This window comes from Actinomadura rudentiformis (assembly GCF_008923185.1).
Lineage (GTDB): Bacteria > Actinomycetota > Actinomycetes > Streptosporangiales > Streptosporangiaceae > Spirillospora > Spirillospora rudentiformis.
In genome coordinates this window covers 1-16,615 of the sequence record NZ_WBMT01000041.1, presented here as the reverse complement: position 1 = coordinate 16,615, position 16,615 = coordinate 1, and the positions used below count along the sequence as shown (strand labels likewise).

Annotated in this window: 13 protein-coding genes; 8 read left to right on the top strand and 5 right to left on the bottom strand. The window is 66.5% G+C overall.

Annotated elements, in window-relative coordinates:
* Nucleotides 1–204 precede the first annotated feature (204 nt).
* The gene (locus tag F8566_RS53235) at nt 205–618 is read right to left on the bottom strand and encodes a zinc ribbon domain-containing protein (protein WP_151571406.1); all 414 of its coding nucleotides are present in this window, start codon (nt 616–618) and stop codon (nt 205–207) included.
* Nucleotides 619–1,405: 787 nt separating this feature from the next.
* On the opposite strand from F8566_RS53235, the gene F8566_RS49330 reads away from it, so the two are divergent.
* The 3 genes from F8566_RS49330 (at nt 1,406) to F8566_RS49320 (ending at nt 5,403) form a co-directional block, all read left to right on the top strand.
* Entirely contained in the window at nt 1,406–2,092 is a 687-nt protein-coding gene (locus F8566_RS49330; RefSeq protein WP_151571404.1) for a hypothetical protein, read from the top strand.
* A 1,572-nt stretch (nt 2,093–3,664) separates the two neighbouring features.
* Complete coding sequence (locus F8566_RS49325; RefSeq protein WP_151571402.1) at nt 3,665–4,615, top strand: ParA family protein; 951 nt, start codon at nt 3,665–3,667, stop codon at nt 4,613–4,615.
* Nucleotides 4,612–5,403 carry a hypothetical protein gene (locus F8566_RS49320; protein WP_151571401.1) on the top strand — a complete coding sequence of 264 codons (792 nt, stop codon included), beginning with the start codon at nt 4,612–4,614 and terminating at the stop codon, nt 5,401–5,403. Before F8566_RS49325 ends, F8566_RS49320 begins: the two co-directional genes overlap by 4 nt.
* A 475-nt stretch (nt 5,404–5,878) precedes the next feature.
* Here the strand turns inward: F8566_RS49320 and F8566_RS49315 are convergent, their stop codons facing one another.
* The 3 genes from F8566_RS49315 to F8566_RS49300 all read right to left on the bottom strand — a co-directional run bounded on the left by F8566_RS49315 (nt 5,879) and on the right by F8566_RS49300 (nt 10,986).
* On the bottom strand, nt 5,879–7,711 hold the full coding sequence (locus F8566_RS49315) for a hypothetical protein (protein WP_151571399.1): 1,833 nt from the start codon (nt 7,709–7,711) through the stop codon (nt 5,879–5,881).
* 332 nt (nt 7,712–8,043) lie between these two features.
* Complete coding sequence (locus tag F8566_RS49310; RefSeq protein ID WP_192810294.1) at nt 8,044–8,526, bottom strand: hypothetical protein; 483 nt, start codon at nt 8,524–8,526, stop codon at nt 8,044–8,046.
* Nucleotides 8,527–10,758: 2,232 nt separating this feature from the next.
* A complete protein-coding gene (locus F8566_RS49300; protein WP_151571393.1) occupies nt 10,759–10,986 on the bottom strand; it encodes a hypothetical protein in 228 nt (75 codons plus the stop codon).
* A gap of 711 nt (nt 10,987–11,697) precedes the next feature.
* Here F8566_RS49300 and F8566_RS49295 point away from each other — a divergent pair.
* The 4 genes from F8566_RS49295 (at nt 11,698) to F8566_RS49280 (ending at nt 14,873) form a co-directional block, all read left to right on the top strand.
* A complete protein-coding gene (locus F8566_RS49295; protein WP_151571391.1) occupies nt 11,698–12,000 on the top strand; it encodes a hypothetical protein in 303 nt (100 codons plus the stop codon).
* Between the two features lie 497 nt (nt 12,001–12,497).
* Nucleotides 12,498–13,427, top strand: a complete 930-nt coding sequence (locus F8566_RS49290) for an immunity 49 family protein (protein ID WP_151571389.1) — start codon at nt 12,498–12,500, stop codon at nt 13,425–13,427.
* A 532-nt stretch (nt 13,428–13,959) separates the two neighbouring features.
* Complete coding sequence (locus F8566_RS49285; protein WP_151571387.1) at nt 13,960–14,313, top strand: PadR family transcriptional regulator; 354 nt, start codon at nt 13,960–13,962, stop codon at nt 14,311–14,313.
* Complete coding sequence (locus tag F8566_RS49280; RefSeq protein WP_151571385.1) at nt 14,310–14,873, top strand: hypothetical protein; 564 nt, start codon at nt 14,310–14,312, stop codon at nt 14,871–14,873. The genes F8566_RS49285 and F8566_RS49280 overlap by 4 nt, the downstream gene beginning before the upstream one ends.
* Nucleotides 14,874–15,247: 374 nt before the next feature.
* On the opposite strand, the gene F8566_RS49275 is transcribed toward F8566_RS49280, so the two are convergent.
* The gene (locus tag F8566_RS49275) at nt 15,248–15,613 is read right to left on the bottom strand and encodes a winged helix-turn-helix transcriptional regulator (RefSeq protein ID WP_151571383.1); all 366 of its coding nucleotides are present in this window, start codon (nt 15,611–15,613) and stop codon (nt 15,248–15,250) included.
* Between the two features lie 116 nt (nt 15,614–15,729).
* Between F8566_RS49275 and F8566_RS49270 the strand changes: the two genes are divergently transcribed.
* The gene (locus F8566_RS49270; RefSeq protein WP_151571381.1) at nt 15,730–16,236 is read left to right on the top strand and encodes a luciferase domain-containing protein; all 507 of its coding nucleotides are present in this window, start codon (nt 15,730–15,732) and stop codon (nt 16,234–16,236) included.
* Nucleotides 16,237–16,615 lie beyond the last annotated feature (379 nt).

Here is a 16,615-nt window from a genome sequence, read left to right as displayed (position 1 = left end):
ACGGTCTTGGTGATCCCGGCCAGCAGCCCATCCGGCCCGACCAGCGACACTCCTTCAGCCTTGGCCCGCTCGATCAGCTCAGCCGCGAGCTGGACATCCAACCCGCTACCTGTCTCGTCCTCATCGTCGTTGGTCACGCATGATCCTTCCCGGCCGGGGCCTCAGCCCCAGCCTTCCGGATCACCACCCCACCCACACGATCTTTCAGACAGTCCCATGGTGTCCGTCAAAGCGGAACAAGCTCACCTGACGGTGGGTCGGTGACGGGTCGTATCTACCAGCGCGCAGAGGTGTCAGGACCCTGTGTGGTACGGGTGTGTTGACGAACACCCAGCCCGTGCCTGCGCGGTCGTGGACGTTCATGGCGGCGATGTGGTCGGCGGGGCCGGCGAGCCCGCAGTGTCGGCATTGGAAGTGGTCGCAAGTGGGACGGTTGGACTTGGTGGTGTGATCGCAGCGCGGGCACATCTGCGAGGTGTGGTGCGCGTCAACCTCGATCACCGGCACGCCGGCCCGCTGGCAGGACGCGGACTCCCCGATGCAGGTGTTCGGTGAACGTGAGCGGCGCCGGACCTCTGCCTTGAGGGGGGAACAAGGCGCTGCCCTCCTTGCGGCCATTCATGACCAGGTCAGACGGCCCGCCTTGCAAAGTAAGGTCAAGGCCAGTGGCCCCGTATAGCCCTCAGCGCATCACACAGGCCCCTTCTATGGCAGCGAAGCCCCAGACATGCGGTCTGCCACGTTCGTCGCGCAGCGGCCACTTCAGAGCCTCGAATTTTGAGACAATTACTGCTTGTTTGTCCCATTCGTTCCCTGGGTGCGTTCTAGCGGGTCAGTCTGAGCTGAACGTCGGTCTCGGCCATCGTTTGTGCTCGACAGGCGGGTGAGTGTGTGGCAGTCGATGGCGGCGACGCGTATGCCTTGGGCGGCACTTGGTGCCGCCAGCGCACCCGCCTGCTCCCCTGAGGACCATCTGCCTAGCGCTCCGTCATGTAGGTCATGTGGACGCGGTAATGCGTGCCCGCAGCACCAACGCAGCCATTTAGTGACACGACCACCAAGTTCGAGCCACAAACCCGTCAGACCTGCCGTGCCAGATCGTCACAGCACCGCACCCCCACGAGGTCCGTTCCTGCAAGGTCCGTTCCTGCGAGGTCCGTTCCTGCGAGGCCGGATGTCTCGACTCAACGAACTCTGGGTCGCAGAGGCTGTGGCCAACGCTCGTAGCGGGCGGCCAATCTGCTCCGAAGGCCGTTTGACCTGGGCTAATAGCACTAGCGACGTCGTGGACGTCGTCGTTCACATCAGCGCTCTTCGGTCGTCGATTCGGACCCGGCACAGTCGGGAGCGTGTCGCTCATCGCAAACCGTCAGCAAGATGCTGACGGTTTGGCAAGATGACCACTATGCGGAAGGCGACTCCCCTGCCTCGAGAGCTCAAGGCGACAGACGTTATCGAGGCGATCCAGGCTCGCCACCAGGAGGATCCGCAGCTGGCGACGCATCCGGCGCCGGAGGACCTGATGGCTTTCGCCGCATGGGCACTCGACCACCGTGACGCCCTTCCGAGGTCTGAAGCCCAGGCGGATGTACTGGACGCCATCAGGCTCATACGCATGGCCCAGCACCAGTTGGACCGGCTCATGCTCCGTGCCCTGCTGACAGCGAAGGCCGACGGCATCAAGACACCGAGGCTGAGCGAGGCGACCGGGATCCATTCCCGGCAGGGTACTCATGACCGCATTAAGGCTCTGACCAGGGAAGTTGCTGCTGCGCGGCTGGCCGTCCCAGCAGATGCTGTCGAGGACGTTGCCCCTACACCGGACGTGGCGCTGACTCACCTCAAGGCCGTTGCCCACAAGCTGCTCGAAGAGTGGGAAGACCTCACCACCAACGAGGACGCCGACGAATGGGCCGAAGGCATTGAGCTCACCATGCGTTCGAGTGAATTCACGGATCTGACTGCGGCCAGCCTGTCGGTCCAGCTCCGTTGCGCCATCGACCAGATAGTTGAGCTCGCCGGCACGCTCGGCGTCCCTCCGGCCCGAACACCAGAAGCCCAGGCTGCACTTGAGGCAGCACGCACGTTGTAGGCAGAGCGCATCCTCGCGGTTGTAGCGGGGCGGCTGTGGAGTGTCTGGCCACTGGCAGCTCTATGCGCTTGCCTTCGGACCAAGGAACGCTTCTGACGCAGCTGGTTCTCAGGCACAGGCTCAGAGAACGCCTTCAGAGCCGTACGCACGCTCACGAGCACAGCTTTCTATGGAAGAGCTGACACTGCACGGGAACAGGGGAGAAGGCTCAGGCGGAGCTTCATAGTTGCAGCTCCGATGACCTCGGGCAGAGTTCTATGGTGCAGACCTGATGACCTCAGGCTCTTGATGTACTTGCCCGGAAAGCGCTGCGACCCGCATGTGCAGCAGAGGAAGAAGGATTGTCAGCAGCGAAGGCGTCGCACCTGTCCTAGCACCTTCAGCGTCGTTAGGCGCCTCCTAGCAAGCAATCGAAGGCCGCAACGCTGTCGAGTACTGCCTCGACCGCGACTCGTTCGACCGCCGCCTCTCCCCCATCGTCGCGACGCACCGGAGGCCGAGGCCCGCCGGATGCACCGGCCTGTCATCCGGTTCGAGTGGCAGGGAAGTTAAAAGTCGCAGGTCAGCACCGATAGTCCTACCGATAGAGGCAATGACATGACCACTGATGCGATAGCCAGTAGTGCAGTAGACAGGGCAACCAGTAGTCGCCTGGCGTATGGCAGTGATGGACACATAGCGGATGCATACGACTCTGCCACCGGTAAGACCACGGCTTCGGTACAGGAATCAGTCAACGGACATGAAACTGATGAAGACATCGGTTGCCCACTCGATCGTGACGGTGAGAGTCAAAATGAGGATGAAAGTGATGCAGGGAAGGACTAACTCAACGAGTGGAGCAAAGGTACTTCCACTCGTAGTCCAGTTGGGCGATAGCGGGGATGAACGATTGATGGAAGCACCGCATAGCTCAGTGAGAGGACGCCGAGTCAGGCACGCAGTGCGAGGGCCCAAGGATGGTGAGGATGAAAGAGGGCGGGGCTAATTGGGTGAGGAGGCGTGCGAACAATGCCATGAGCAAGCGAAGAGACGGGCACTCCCCCACTGGGGGGTGACCACGAGCAAGCGGTAGCAAGGAGGGAAGAGCCGGGAGGGAAGGAAAGAAGTACAGGATCCATAGAGCCGCACCGCAACAGAGAGTGCAGCAGACAGAGGGCAGAGCAGGACGACAGATCAGATGCCTAAGAGGGGGACTCGCCAAGAGGGGGAGTGACTGCCCAGGTAGGGGGGTGACTGCTCAGAGGAGGGATTAGCCCACCAAACGAGTCATCAAGTGGGGGAGTGGTTCATCAAGCCTGCAAGGGAACGGCGGCCCAACGGCAGCAGGAGTCAGCCAAGGGGTGCCGAGGGCGAAGGGAGCAGGTTAAGGAGCACGAGACGAAGACCGGGGGAGTGGCTTGCCAGGAGGAGGGGCAGCGAGCCGGAGCGCGCGAGCCATGGAAAACAGGACATCGGGATCGGAAGGGCGCTGTCACCGCGACACGGGCACTCAGATGCTTGAGGGGCCAACTGGGCCTCTGCTAGGAAGAGAGGCCAGAGCAATCCGGGCACGAGAGAATCGCTGGGGCCATGACAGTCACAACGGACTGGGTGAAGGACCATCGAAGCCGCGCAGTCGCGCTCCGTCGAGTGGTCGCCGCCATCAACGAAAAGGGCGGTGTGGGCAAGACCTCTATCACGGCCAACTTGGCGGGACAGGTGGCGGCGACGGGTCGTCGGACCCTGGCGATCGACCTCAACCGGCAGGGCAACCTCAGCCGTGACTTCGGTATTCGCCGGACGCCCCAGGACGACCAAGGTGCGGCTCTACGCAGTGCCATCGTCGAGGGCACTGCTCTCCAGGTCGCCGCTGACGTCCGGCCCAACCTCGATGTCGCGGTCGGCGGGTCCAAGCTCGAAGACCTGACCCTGACCATCACGATGCTGCTGACCCGGGGCGACTTCCACGAGGCGTACCTGAAGCTGGCCGCCGCCATCGCTCCGATCGCGCACGAGTACCAGCTGATCGTGATCGACTGCCCGCCCGAGTCGCCCGTCCTGGACAACCTCGCACTCGCCGCGGCGCGCTGGGTGATGATCCCGACCAAGTCCGACGACGGCAGCCTCGACGGCATGGAGCTGGTCGCCCAGCGTTTCCAGCAGATGCGCCAGATCAACCCCACCATGCAACTGCTGGGCGCGGTCCTCTTCGCGACCGGCACCAACGCCAAGGCCATCCACGGCAAGGTCCGCAAGAGCGTCGCCGATCTGTTCGGCGGCGAAGACAAGTCCCCGCTGTTCCAGCAGCACATCCGGCACGCCGAGCGGGTCGCGGTCGACTGCCGCGAGATGGGGATGCTCGTACACGAGCTCAAGGACTTCGCCGAACAGCAGCCGAACTACTGGACGGCGAAGCGGTCTGGCCTCAACCCCCGGCCGATGTCCGCGGCGTTGGACGGACTCGCCACCGACTACCTCAACCTCGCTAAAGAGCTGCTGATGGTCATCGCGCAGTCTGAGCAGCGGAGTGCGCAGGCATGACGAACGGTCTTTCCGACATCTTCGGAGGCTCAGCGAAGGCGGGGGACAGCTCAGACCCGTTCGCGTTCCTGGGCACGGTCGACGATCCCCCTGCTGCACCCGAGCCCGCACCGGCCGAGCCCGCGCCCGCACCGGCGCCCGCACCCGCACCAGTTCCGCCGCCGGCCCCCCGCGCCACCCCTGCCCCCCGCACTCCAGCTCCGCCGCCGCCGAGTCGCTCGGTGCCGGCTCCGTCCCCGCCGACCGCCGGGCCGGAAGAGACGCCTGCTCAGCGAGCCGGCGGACGTCCGCGTCGGCGCCGTGCCAAGCCCGCCGAACCGGCCGAGGTGCGGACTGACGAGCTGGACGATGTCGCCGAAGAGACCACCAGCCAGGTTCAGATCTACCTGAAGTCCTGGGCCCGGAAGACCGCCGCCAGGCTTGCCAAGGCCGAGGGCCTGTCCAACGCGCAGATCGCGTACGACGCCGTCGACGAAGCACGGCGCGCCAATACCCTGCGTGCCCTGGTCGAGGCCCGCCGGGTGGATCCCCGGCCGGCGGACAGTGCGTTCCCCAGCCGTTCCACCCGTCGCCGCCCCCGGCACTGGGCCGACGAGGGTGGTGCCCGTAGCCTCTGGTCAATCCAGGCGACCCCCGCCGAACGGGACGTTCTCGAACGGTTCGTCGTCGAGTACGGCGCAGAGAGTGTAAGCCAGCTCGTCTCGGCGGCCGTGGAGGCCTACCTGGAGGACAACCCGCTTCGGTTCGCGGAGGTCGACCTCAAGCAGGCCAAGCGACCAACGTCCTGACCGGCCCTGCACCTGGGGCTTCGCCCGCGTGAGACGGCCGTCGGCTTTCTAGAGGCCGACGGCCTTTCGGCAGGCAGCAGCCCGTCGAAAGCAGGCGCCCTGTGAGAACGAAGCGCATCCCGAGAAACGGCCCTTCGGCGGGAGATCTGGCGCCGACGATTGCCGCAGACGGGCAGGCGGCAACGCCTCATGTTGTTCGTCGTACTGGCCGTGGTGGTGCTGGCGTACGCGTGAAGGCTCCTCGGCTCACTGCAGAGCGCGTTCGGCACCTCCGCCGGGCCCCTGTGCCACGCCACACGTCGAGACGACGCGGCGTCGCAGAGATGAATGTTCTCAAGCGCGCACTCGCCCACGGAAATGTGGCATGGCGAGGCACCGCGCGGCCGCCGTCGAATGCGGCCGCAACGGTGATGCCGGGCTGTGAGTCGTCGGAGAACACCTGGAGGCGGACCTCCGCTGGTTCTTCGACCTCGGCTCACGGGCTGGGACCTGCTCGAAGGGTTGGACGTGGGCGAGATGTACCGGCATGCGTAGTACGGATAACGCGCCCGCCGAGCTCGTTCAGCACCATGGCCACGACCGCATCGAACGGATCCTCAACGGTGCTGACGGGCTCTGGAGGAGTCGCGGCGTCAAGCAGGGCCGCCGGGGTATCGGGCACGTCGACCGGGCCCACGTCGACGTCGTTGGAGGGGTCCGCGGCCAAGGAGTCGGCAATCTCGGCGGTGGAGGGCCACTCCGCCGGGTCACCCATGACGCCGAGGAAGGCGTGCCATTCCGCGCGATGTTTTCGGTAGAGGGCGACTCGTTCGGCGAACAGCGTGTGCGCGTCCAGCTTGCTCGCGACTTCGTCCAAGGTTGCGGGACCGCGCTGCCAGCCCTCAGGATTGCGTTCGGCCAAGCCGTAGGACGCCAGCGTGACCAGGGCCTTGCTGACCGCTGAGTCAGACAGGACGGCACGGCGTTGGAGGTCGACGGGCCGGGCCGGGCAGGCGCTGAGCGACTCGTACAGCAGCGCACAGACCGGACCCAACTCCAGAAACGCCGGGTGTCCCGTCTCGATCCTGCCGGCTTCCCAGACGTGGCGCGTAGCCTGACCCCGGTAGGCATGAGGAACGCGCAACATGTAGACGTCCGCGTCTCGTTCGACGGCACGGCGAACGAGGACGACCAGAGGATCGCGTTCGTCGCGCAGCTCAGCCAGGACCGTAGCCACAGTCCGCCACGACAGCCCCGACATCAGGGAAAGCGACCTCACACCGAACGCGGTGGTGCTCGCTCCGGTGAGTCGAGAGGCCAGAGCAAGGGCTCGCAGGACCAACCGGACTGATGGAGCACGCCGACCCCATCCTTTACAACGTACAGGATCATGCTCGGCCAGCCATACCGCTGTCGTCCAAATCTGCAGCTCAGCGTAGTTGCCTGGTGACGTAACCGGGGTATCGATGATCATGCGAGGAACGGGCCAGCGCTCCTCAAGCCCTGCCCCTCCCTGGGGGGGTGTGTAGTTAGAGCTAGTGTGCGACTTAGGGGCACGCCGGTGCGTTACGGCCTCCTTCACGGCTCGATCCCAGTCAAATCGGACAACAGCCCGGCGCTGGGCGAGGGAGCGTTTGCCCAGCAGCGCTTCCAGGCCCGGCCATGCGCCGCCTGGGCGCATCTCAGCCAGCACTTCAGCCAGCCGCCAGCCGCCCGAGGCGAGCGAACGCATGACGGCGTATCGAGCCTCAGAGGGGGAGGCGTACGGCATGGCTTTGGGCTGAAGGTGAGAGGCCTGCCAGGCGCCTGTCTCGGCGAGTTCGGCCAGCCGCGCGGGAAGCGGCCGCCGGCCGCCGTTCAGCGGGAGCCAGGGACGGCCGTCGGTGTCGATGTGACAGGGGCCCGGCGCTGCCAAGGACAGTGCGGGTTCGCGTGTGGTCAGCTCGGCGGTGAGCTCGCGTTGCAGCCGCTCCCAAACGTTGAGGCCGCATGGGTGGCGCAGGATGTCGACGGCGTCGGCGAGGGGCATGGTGAGCGCCATGTAGCCGATGAGCGGGCCGGTGCGGGCCTGGCCGTCGGCGCGCATGGAACGCTTGTAAGGGCAGCCCGCGACCCGGATCTGTCCCTTGGGCGAACGCATCGGACCTGCGTCGAAGGTGACGTAACGGGCAGCAAGAGCTTCGGCTACGCGACGCAGATCCTCGAACGGAACTGCCTGGCGAAGCTTGAGGTAAACGTGGCGTCCCTGCGATGGCGAGATGTCATGCACGACGCGGCCGCCACATCTGGCGACGAGCGCGGCGAAGTCGGCGGCTTCGGCGGCCACCATCGCGGCCGGATCGGCAGCCCCGGCCTGGTGAGCCTTGCCGATGTCGAAGTCACCTGCCAGCAACCTTCCGGTGCCGTCTGGGGCGTAGATGGAGATGGTGACCGGTTCGCGCGGGAAGTCTTCGCCGAGCCGGACCGCCAGCCGCCGTCCTTGAGGGAAGTTGGCGCCGCCGTCGGGGGAACGGCGTCCGTACGGTTCGGCGGCCAGGAGGCGAGGGATGGCGCGCCACGTTTCGGCGGCATCGGCAGCCGAGGCAGGGTCTGCCAGGCCCCCCGCCCTCGGATCCGCGGTGTGCGCAGCGGCTGGGAGCTGCCGCCTGCCGGCCGCCCGGGCTACCGCGGACGGCACGACAGAGCCTTGTCTGTGAAGGTCCAGGGGCGGACCGAGACAGGTCGGATGAACGATTCGTCCGGCGAGCCGAGCTCGTTCCGCGACTCCGCAGCGATTCCCACGCCGCAGCCGGCAGCGGCGACCTCGCGACAGACGGCCGCCCCCCGCACCACGTCGGCGAACGAACGCTGCGCCACGCCCAACGCCCCACGCAGCGCCACGTCCGCCAGGGCACGCAGCGCCACGCGCCGCAGCAGCGCAAGGCTGGCCACGCCCGGCAACGCTCGCCGCGCCATCTTCCATGGCGCCCGCACCGCCACGGCTGGCAGCGCAGGCCATGCCCCGTCCGACAGCCCGAGCCACGCCACGTCGGCGAACGAACGCTGCGCCGTGCCAGACAACGCTCGCCGCGCCATCTTCCATGGCGCCCGCCCCGCCAGGTTCAAAGGCACACGCACCGTCATCCTCAGCGTGCGGCCCGCCACGTCCGGCAGGGCACAGCGAGTCACGCTCCGCAGCGCACGGTGCGTCGTGGTCCGCAAGACATGGCGCGTCACGAGCCATGTCCTGCGGCGCGCCACGTCCGGCAGAGCAGAGTGCACCGTGTTCCGCAGGGCGCGGCCCGCCTCGTTCGGCAGGGGGCGGCGCACGGTCGGCAGTGGGCGGGGCGCTGCGGTTCGCAGGACATTGCGGGTTACGTCAGGGAGCGCACGCTGACCCTCCGCAGACCGGGCATGGTGTGCTGCGGCTGGCTGCTCACGGCGCGTCGCGTTCGGCAGGGCAGAGGGCGCCGTGTTCCGCAGTGCGCGACCTGCCGTGTCCGGCAGTGCGCGGGGCGCCGTGTCCGGCAGTGCGCGGGGCGCCGTGTCCGGCAGTGCGCGGGGCGCCGTGTCCGGCAGTGCGCGGGGCGCCGTGTTCGGCAGTGGATAGGGCGTCGCGGTTGGTGGGGCGCGGTGCGCTGTGGTTGGCAGGACGTGTCGCGTTGCGTCTGGCGGCGTGGGTTGCGCCACGCCCAACGGTGTAGAGCATTCGATGTGTTGGAACTCACACTGCGGCGGGTTCTGTGGGTCACGGTGCGCTACGTTCGGGGCGGGTTGCGTCAGGCCCAGCGGAGGGCGGTGCGCGACGTTTGGGAGTGCATGACGCCCCGCGTTCTTCTGCGCAGGGCGCGGCATCTTTGGTAGCGGATGCTGCGGCGCGTTCCACTGCTTTGGGGCGGTGGTGTGATGCTGCGGGAATTCGCTCGGCTTGGAACTGGCGGCTGGCCTGCGGTTTCCGTGGGGGAACGTCGGGCGGGCGTGGCCGATCAGTTCGGCGACATCGCGCAGCTCGGGGGACGGCACCGACCCGCGCATGCGGAAGTTACCGCAGTTGGGAAGGCTTCTGCCGCCATCCGGCGAAACCCGAAGGTTTCCCGCCGGCACCGGCGCCATGACCCGCCACACTTGCTCCGCCTCGTTACGGAGTGTGAACGGCTGATCCCGGGGAATGACGATTCCGGGCACGTCGAGGACGAGCCGACCTGGGCCATCGCAAATCAGGGGATGGCGTGACTGGCCAGCCGTCGGACTACTTGCTATTGTCAGCTCCGACGTTGGTAAGAGGTCTGAGCCCGATTCGTTACCGGCCGCCACCGGGAATCAGGTCAGGACCAATGTGAAGTTATCTGGGTCCGAGGGCGCCCCACTGGGGCGCTTTCGTCATTTCAGGGGCCTCCCAGCGGGGACGCGAGAGTCCAGGGCCCCGAGCTCGGCGGTGAGTCCGCCTGGAGCGCGGTAAGTCGTGTGGCCGGTACGGGCCAGTCCAGCGCCGGGTGCAAGGCGCGCTACATCGCCAGGTTCAGGCAGAGCAAAGCCGCTGAACAGCACCCCGACGCAATCGACCGTTTTGGGACGCGCAAGGTCTACTGGCGTGTCTGCCATCAACCGGGTCCCGGCATTCGGTACCCTCAAGACAGCCTCCTCGGTTGGGATGGGAATTCACCGATGGGGTGACGAGACCTTGAGCGGACTGCCAGGAACGCTCGGTCTCGCCAGCAGCGGCGGCGTTTCTCTGGCCATCGGGCCCTCAATCCGATGGCCGGAGAGCCGCCGTCACTGGTTTTCAGGGCACTTCGCCCCCTCGCAGCGGGACTCAGCGACCTAGGTGGGATCGTAGACCTCTGGCGTGTCTGATGGGGCAAGGCGCGCCGACCTGTCCACAGCCCGGGGAACGAGCCGTCGAAATCGTCGCCGCGACCTGACGCAGGCCGACGATGTTCGTGTCGCGGGGCGCCGTCGTGCGACACGGCGACTACGGCCGGCGCCTGGCGGCCGTCCGATGCCCGCGCGTCGTTGCGGGCCTGTTCAGCGCGTACGCCGAACGCGCGGGCCATGGGCTCCGCGAGGGTCGGATTATCGGCGAGATCTCTGCCGCAATTTTTGTGCGCCACACCCGAAGTGGGGCATGCGGGACTCACCAGCGGTTGATGTTCTATGATGCACTCCGGACGTCATTGGACGCCCCGACACCACGGAGCACCGGCCAGCACGGCCTGGGATTGCCCCCACGAGGCAGCGCCGGACGGTGTAGGTGGTGGTCAGGGATGTTCAGGGGAAGGCCTTCGCGCGGTAGCCGGCAAGCAAGCGGCGCGGGGGCCTTCTGGCTTTTACGGGGTTCTCATCGTTCTCCTTCGCCGCGCGGGCCGCGGTCGTCGTGTCGAGGGGTCGGGTGGGTCATCAGGCCGTGCGCAACCGCAGTTCCATGTCGCCGTTCCCGGCTGCGTCGGCGAGTTCGTCGGCTTCGATCAGCAGTTCCAGGTAGCGGGTGATCGAGACGCCCCGAGCCGCGGCACCCCGCTCGGCCCTCTCCTTGATGCCGGGCTGGACCCGGCCTTGCAGGAGACGGTGCGGACGCCGATTGGGACGTGGACCCTTCCCGTGCGTGAGTTCAGCGCTGGCAACCATGCGGGCCATCCTGGCGGCTCACCCAGTGGCATGCCACGACCGCGAGGGCGTGTCGCGAGATCGGTGTAAGCGGGATTGGTGTGTGATCTTGCGCGGGGGTGTTCAAACGAGCAGAGACAAGGGCGTGGTCGCGGGTGCCAGGCCTGGGTGGAGCCATGGAGTGAGACGTCCCTGGTGGTGTTTCACAGGGGCTGACCTGCGGTGTTAGTGGTGCGGGGTGGCGCCTCCTGGTCTGCAGGGTCGGTGCAGTCAGGCAGCGGAAGAGCCCGCGCGTCGGATCCAGCCTGGAGGGCGGGGCTCGGATCCCCACTCGCAGGTCCAAGTCAACTTCATCGCATCGTTGGTGTCGTGTGCGTTCTGGGGTAGGCGGGGCGATGGGACAGCCTCGGTGTCAGGAGCAAGTCGATTCACGACCTCGTTGAGGATGTCCGGGCACAACGCACGGGTCAGGCGGGGCGGGGTGTCGGCGAGCGAGATGGCTCAGATTGAGTTCGAGCAGCCAGGGTGCGTGACCAGATCGCCGACACCTGCTTGTTGCCGACCGCGAGGGGATGGTGACGGCGGCTGAACGAGGATTTCCACGTCGGCCGTGTCGTCGATGTCCACGTCGGCCGTGCCGTGCCGAAGGGCTAGAGGGTGGTCGTGCGAGATGCGATCAATCCGCCTGTCTGCGACTGCCGTAGGCAGGCCATACGCCGTTAGGCTCTTTACATGCGCGGCTCACGGTGGCCATGGCTCAAGATCCTGGCCGGTGCTCTGGTCATCTTCGGCCTGGCCATGTTCAACATCAACGCTGAGGCCGTCATCAACGGCGACGCCGTCGAGTGCGACGGAAGCCCGATGAGACCCGATCAGTGGTGCGTGAGCGCAGTCGGCGGCGGTACGCACAGCTACGAGGAAGAGAAACAGAGCGAAGCCCGGGGAGCGCTCGTCGGCTACGCCGGGGCGGGCCTCGGCATTCTTGGCATCGTTCTCTTCATCGGTCATGGGATCACCGCGCGACGAAGAAGCTGATAACGCCCTGTCCAGGGTGGAGGCACTGCCTCCTCGCGGCTATCCGTACTGCGCACACAGCGCCATCGCTGTCGCCGTCGTCACCCGCCGCCGCACCGGGTGGCCGGGAAGACGGTGTGCAGATCGATCAACGGCAGGCGTCCTGCTCTCACAGGTCAGGCTCTCAGGTCAGGCTGTGCGGCCGACGCCCGCTCACGGATCCGAATAGTGCCTAAGTCCAAGAGCCTGTGTCACAACCTGGCCCTTTCGTGGGTGCAGGAGCGCCGGCACTGTGTCCGTCCAGCCGTTGAAGATGTCGCAGTCGGAAGAGATCTTGTGGCGAGATGACGTCGGCGCATGCAGGGCGGGGCGGCAGTTGCGGGGAGCATGCGGCCTCTGCGGGCCGGCTCCCCGGCCGTCCCGCCTCAATCAACATCACGCCCGACCAGGACCGGCGCGCACAAAAGGTCGGTAGCGTACTCACCGCTTGCCAGAAGGATCAATGAAGGGACGACAGCGTGCAGGAAGTGATGTGCCACAGCGTCCGTGAGCAGCGGATCACCCAAGCGCTGGAGGACATCAGCGGGCGGACGTTGGGCCGCTGGAAATGGCTGCGCTATGGCGGTCTGTCCCTGAAGTCTCTTCAGGAGATGCGCGACGAACTCCTCGACCATGTCGCCGCTCGTACCTTTGAGGACCCCACGCTCAGTACCGTCCCCTCACGCATGGTTCTGCGCACCGCGGCCGAGTGCGCGCTCGGGGTGCTGGATCTCGGTACCTTCCCCGACGGCGACTTTGAGATCTCCTTCCCGCTCATCGACAAGACGCTCAGCAGCGACGATTTTGAGGGCTTCAGTTTCGCGAACGCCGTGGACCAGGCGCCCACCACGAAGACCTGGCTGGACGCGTTCGCGATGTGCCTGCTCAGTGGCGCGGTGTGGGAGCGGGACCGGGTGATCGGTCTGCTGCTGCGCAACGACTATGCGCCCGCGATCCGCAACGGGGTGCCGGACTCGCCGCTGGAGTCACTGTCGGATCCGCCAGGCCTCGCGGAGATGGATGTGCTGTGCGGCTACCTGACCAATGCACGCGGGCACCTGCCTCGGGACTGGCCCTCTGTGACTCTGCGCAAGCCAGACGTCGAAGAGCGCGTGGAGGCGGCTCGGCGATTGGATGCCCTCGGTACGCTGACGCCAGATCAGCAACTGCTCCGCGTGCTCCTGGAGGACGACCAGCCGGCCTTCGAACGGGCCCTGGCCGGGCGCCTGGTCCAGCACCGCGAGAGCGCAGCAGCCGATGCGGTCCCCCGAAGCCTGCTGCCGGTCGCCACGATCGCTCTGGCCGCGCTGGCTGTCCAGGTGCACGGGTGGGAGTTGGGCGTCAGGTCCGGCTATCTACCGGAAGGCCTGCTGCGCGCTCCGGAGGGCGCTTTGCGAGCCAACATCTGACGTCAGCGTCTCGCACCCTGCTCATTGACGTCTTCAGACCGTGTCGTGTTCGCACCCGCAATACGAGCCAGAAGTAGGACTTGACTGACGCGATCCAGCGGTGATGTGGATCCTCGGTGTGCTCAAGGACCAGGAGTTGCCGCCTGCCCCTGCCCTGCTGGCCGCCGCGTACCGCGGACGACACGACAGAGCCTTGTCTGTGAAGGTCGGGCTGGTGTGAAAGGCCCCGATGGGGTCTACGGCGGCTTCGGAGTCCGGCCGGGCGCGTCATCCGTGCAGATGAGCCCTGCGCCGGGCGTTATTGGCGCGTGAGCAGTGCGCCGGGGCGCTATTGGCGCGGCGGATGCGCCTGCTGGAGGTGTCCTTCAGCCCTGCCGTGGCCAGTCCCGGTTCGAGCATCATGCGGGCGGCCCAAGCGGGAACTGCGGGCATGCGTGTGCCTCCGCTGGAGGGTCCGTTCGCGAACGGCTGGCTCGAGGGTCTGTGCTGATTCACTCTTGCGTCATATGTCGGTGAACGATATATATCTGTCATGGCAATCAAGACCTTGCGGGAGCAGAGCTACCTGGTCCTGCTCGCGCTCGCACCCGAGCCGCTGTACGGGTACGGCATCATCGCCGCCGTACGTGAACTCTCCGAGGGGCGCGTCAAGCTCGGCGCCGGAACGCTTTACGGTGCCCTGGACCGGCTGGCCGACGACGGCCTGGTCGTGCTCGACCACGAAGAGGTCGTGGATGGCCGCTTCCGCCGGTACTACGCGCTCACCGGCGCCGGCCGCGAAGCGCTTGATGCCGAGACCGAACGCTTGGCGGCCCTGGCGGCCAAGGCCCGGCGACGACTGATCGACTCGGGCTCGCGCCCCCGGACCTCACCTGGAATGGCATGAGCAGCCTCTATGAGCGTCGTTGCCGCACGCTGTTGCGGGCTTACCCTCCCAGCTACCGCAAAGCGCGCGCGGAAGAACTGATCGGCACTCTGCTGGACGCAGCCGAGCCTGGGCGCGACATTCCTTCGCTAGGCGTCTCCTGGGATGTCGTTCGCGGAGGGCTCATCACCCGATGGCGCGCACGTCCTCCGCTACATCACTGGCTGGCCTACCGCCTGATAGACAAACGCGTCCCCTATCGCTACCGCATGTGGGTCCGCGACGACGTGCTTGGCCGCTGGCACTTCGCCCGTTCTTTCGCGAGCGGTTTCGCCTACAGCTGGTTGTTCATGCTGGCCACATGGACGGTGATGAGCCTCATCACTGGAGACTCGCCTCTCCCTCTCCCCCTCCCGTATGGAGACGGTTGGTGGTTGTTGATCGGCCTTTGTGCCGTTCTGCTCTTCGTGGTGGCCCCGCTGCTGGAGCGCCGCACCAGACGCCGCATCCTCCACAAGCACGAGTTCCTCCCGGACGGCACCCCTTGCGAGGAGTCCCAGCCGCACGCAGACGAGGCCTGAAGGACGCAAGGGAGATTCGGGGGTTCGTGACCGAGGGACCGGGCGTCGATCTCAAGGGTTCGTGACGGAGGGACCGCGCGTCGCTCTCAAGCAGGCCGATGGCGCGCAGCAGGCTCGCACGCTAGTCGGGCCGGCGGTCGGCGTCTCCGGGCTCGGCGAGGCAGAGCGGGCTTCCCTGCAGGGGCAGTGCTTTGTCTGCGTGGCCCTAGTGGTGAAGAGCCGTCTGGAGCGCGGCGTTGCGGCTCTCCTGGTCGGCGTCCTGGTGTCAGCGGATCGTGAGCAGGTGCAGCGCGGCGAGTTTGGCCCGGCGCACTCCACCGCGGTAGTGATCGTGCAGTCGGCGCTCGCCATGGGCGCCGACGTCGAGATGCGCCTTAGCCGTTGGCCTCGTCGTAGGCGTGGCGGGCGTCCTCCACGCTTGCCAGGTGGGCGTCGGACCACTCGGTGAGCACTGCGAAAACAGGGCTGAGTGTCCGCCCCAGGTCGCTGATCTCGTACTCCACCCGGGGTGGGATCTCCGCGTAATAGGAGCGTGTGATGAGGCCGTCGCGCTCCAGTTGCCGCAGCCGCTGTGTGAGCACTTTCGGCGTGATGTCGGACAGGCGTCGCTGGATCTCCACGAACCGCTGCCGACCGTGTTCTTTGAGCACCCACAGGATCGGCGTCGACCAGCGGCTGAACACCAGATCCACGACCGGGCTGATCGGACACGCCTCGACCGCTTCGTCGGGCTTGCGCATCGCACCGCCTCTCTCGGTCCTCAAAGGAGAGCCACTATCTTCTAGGAACCTAATATATCCAGGATGTTAGCTTCCCTATCTCCGGGAAACGCCCGGCAGAAAGAGGAAACGACATCATGACCGTGCTCAACCTTCCCGCCCGCATCGGTGACCGTCCCCAAACCGGCCCTTCGGTACCGCACGTCCAGCTCAGCCAGCACAGCCCAGACGACGTGCGAGAGCGGCTCAAGCAGTGGATGACCGACCACCTGGACGGAGCGGTCATCCGCCCCAGCGAGATCTCCGAGCCGGGGTCACTGGCCTTCTTCCTGGACGGCACGCTCCCTCCGCCCAACACGGTGCTGCTGCCGCCCCGCTTGAACGCTGAGTTCGTCCATGTCCACACCGACGGCAGCCTGCACCTGGCCCTGTCAAAACAAGACCAGCACGAACTCATCACCAAAGGCTGGGGTGAGCGCCACCCGCTCTACTCGCCCACCATCAACGTGGTGATGCTCTATGGCCCCCGCACCGACGAGGAACTGCAGATCGCCCAGACCGTTATCAAGGCGTCCTACCGCTATGCCACCGGCCATGACGTTCCGGCGACATCGAGTAGGGAGCCGGACCGCCAGCGCATCTGAGAACAGCACATAAGAGGGGGTGCAGCCAGGACGGCACCGGCCCATCGCCGGTGCCGTCGAACCTCATGTGACAACGACAGTACGGCCCAGCGTGGACGCCCACGCTGCGGTGAGGACGTCTGCCTGGCACTGGTGCCGAACGGCCTGCCCTCGCAGGACGGCAGGGACTGTCTGAAAGATCGTGTGGGTGGGGTGGTGATCCGGAAGGCTGGGGCTGAGGCCCCGGCCGGGAAGGATCATGCGTGACCAACCACGATGAGGACGAGACAGGTAGCGGGTTGGATGTCCAGCTCGCGGCTGAGCTGATCGAGCGGGCCAAGGCTGAAGGAGTGTCGCTGGTCGGGCCGGATGGGCTGCTGGCCGGGATCACCAAGACCGT

Excerpts from the sequence above, each read along its gene's own strand:
- F8566_RS53235 (WP_151571406.1), bottom strand. The coding sequence starts at position 618 with ATGGCCGCAAGGAGGGCAGCGCCTTGTTCCCCCCTCAAGGCAGAGGTC.
- F8566_RS49330 (WP_151571404.1), top strand. The coding sequence starts at position 1,406 with ATGCGGAAGGCGACTCCCCTGCCTCGAGAGCTCAAGGCGACAGACGTT.
- F8566_RS49325 (WP_151571402.1), top strand. The coding sequence starts at position 3,665 with ATGACAGTCACAACGGACTGGGTGAAGGACCATCGAAGCCGCGCAGTC.
- F8566_RS49320 (WP_151571401.1), top strand. The coding sequence starts at position 4,612 with ATGACGAACGGTCTTTCCGACATCTTCGGAGGCTCAGCGAAGGCGGGG.
- F8566_RS49315 (WP_151571399.1), bottom strand. The coding sequence starts at position 7,711 with ATGGTGGCCGCCGAAGCCGCCGACTTCGCCGCGCTCGTCGCCAGATGT.
- F8566_RS49300 (WP_151571393.1), bottom strand. The coding sequence starts at position 10,986 with ATGGTTGCCAGCGCTGAACTCACGCACGGGAAGGGTCCACGTCCCAAT.
- F8566_RS49295 (WP_151571391.1), top strand. The coding sequence starts at position 11,698 with ATGCGCGGCTCACGGTGGCCATGGCTCAAGATCCTGGCCGGTGCTCTG.
- F8566_RS49285 (WP_151571387.1), top strand. The coding sequence starts at position 13,960 with ATGGCAATCAAGACCTTGCGGGAGCAGAGCTACCTGGTCCTGCTCGCG.
- F8566_RS49280 (WP_151571385.1), top strand. The coding sequence starts at position 14,310 with ATGAGCAGCCTCTATGAGCGTCGTTGCCGCACGCTGTTGCGGGCTTAC.
- F8566_RS49275 (WP_151571383.1), bottom strand. The coding sequence starts at position 15,613 with ATGCGCAAGCCCGACGAAGCGGTCGAGGCGTGTCCGATCAGCCCGGTC.
- F8566_RS49270 (WP_151571381.1), top strand. The coding sequence starts at position 15,730 with ATGACCGTGCTCAACCTTCCCGCCCGCATCGGTGACCGTCCCCAAACC.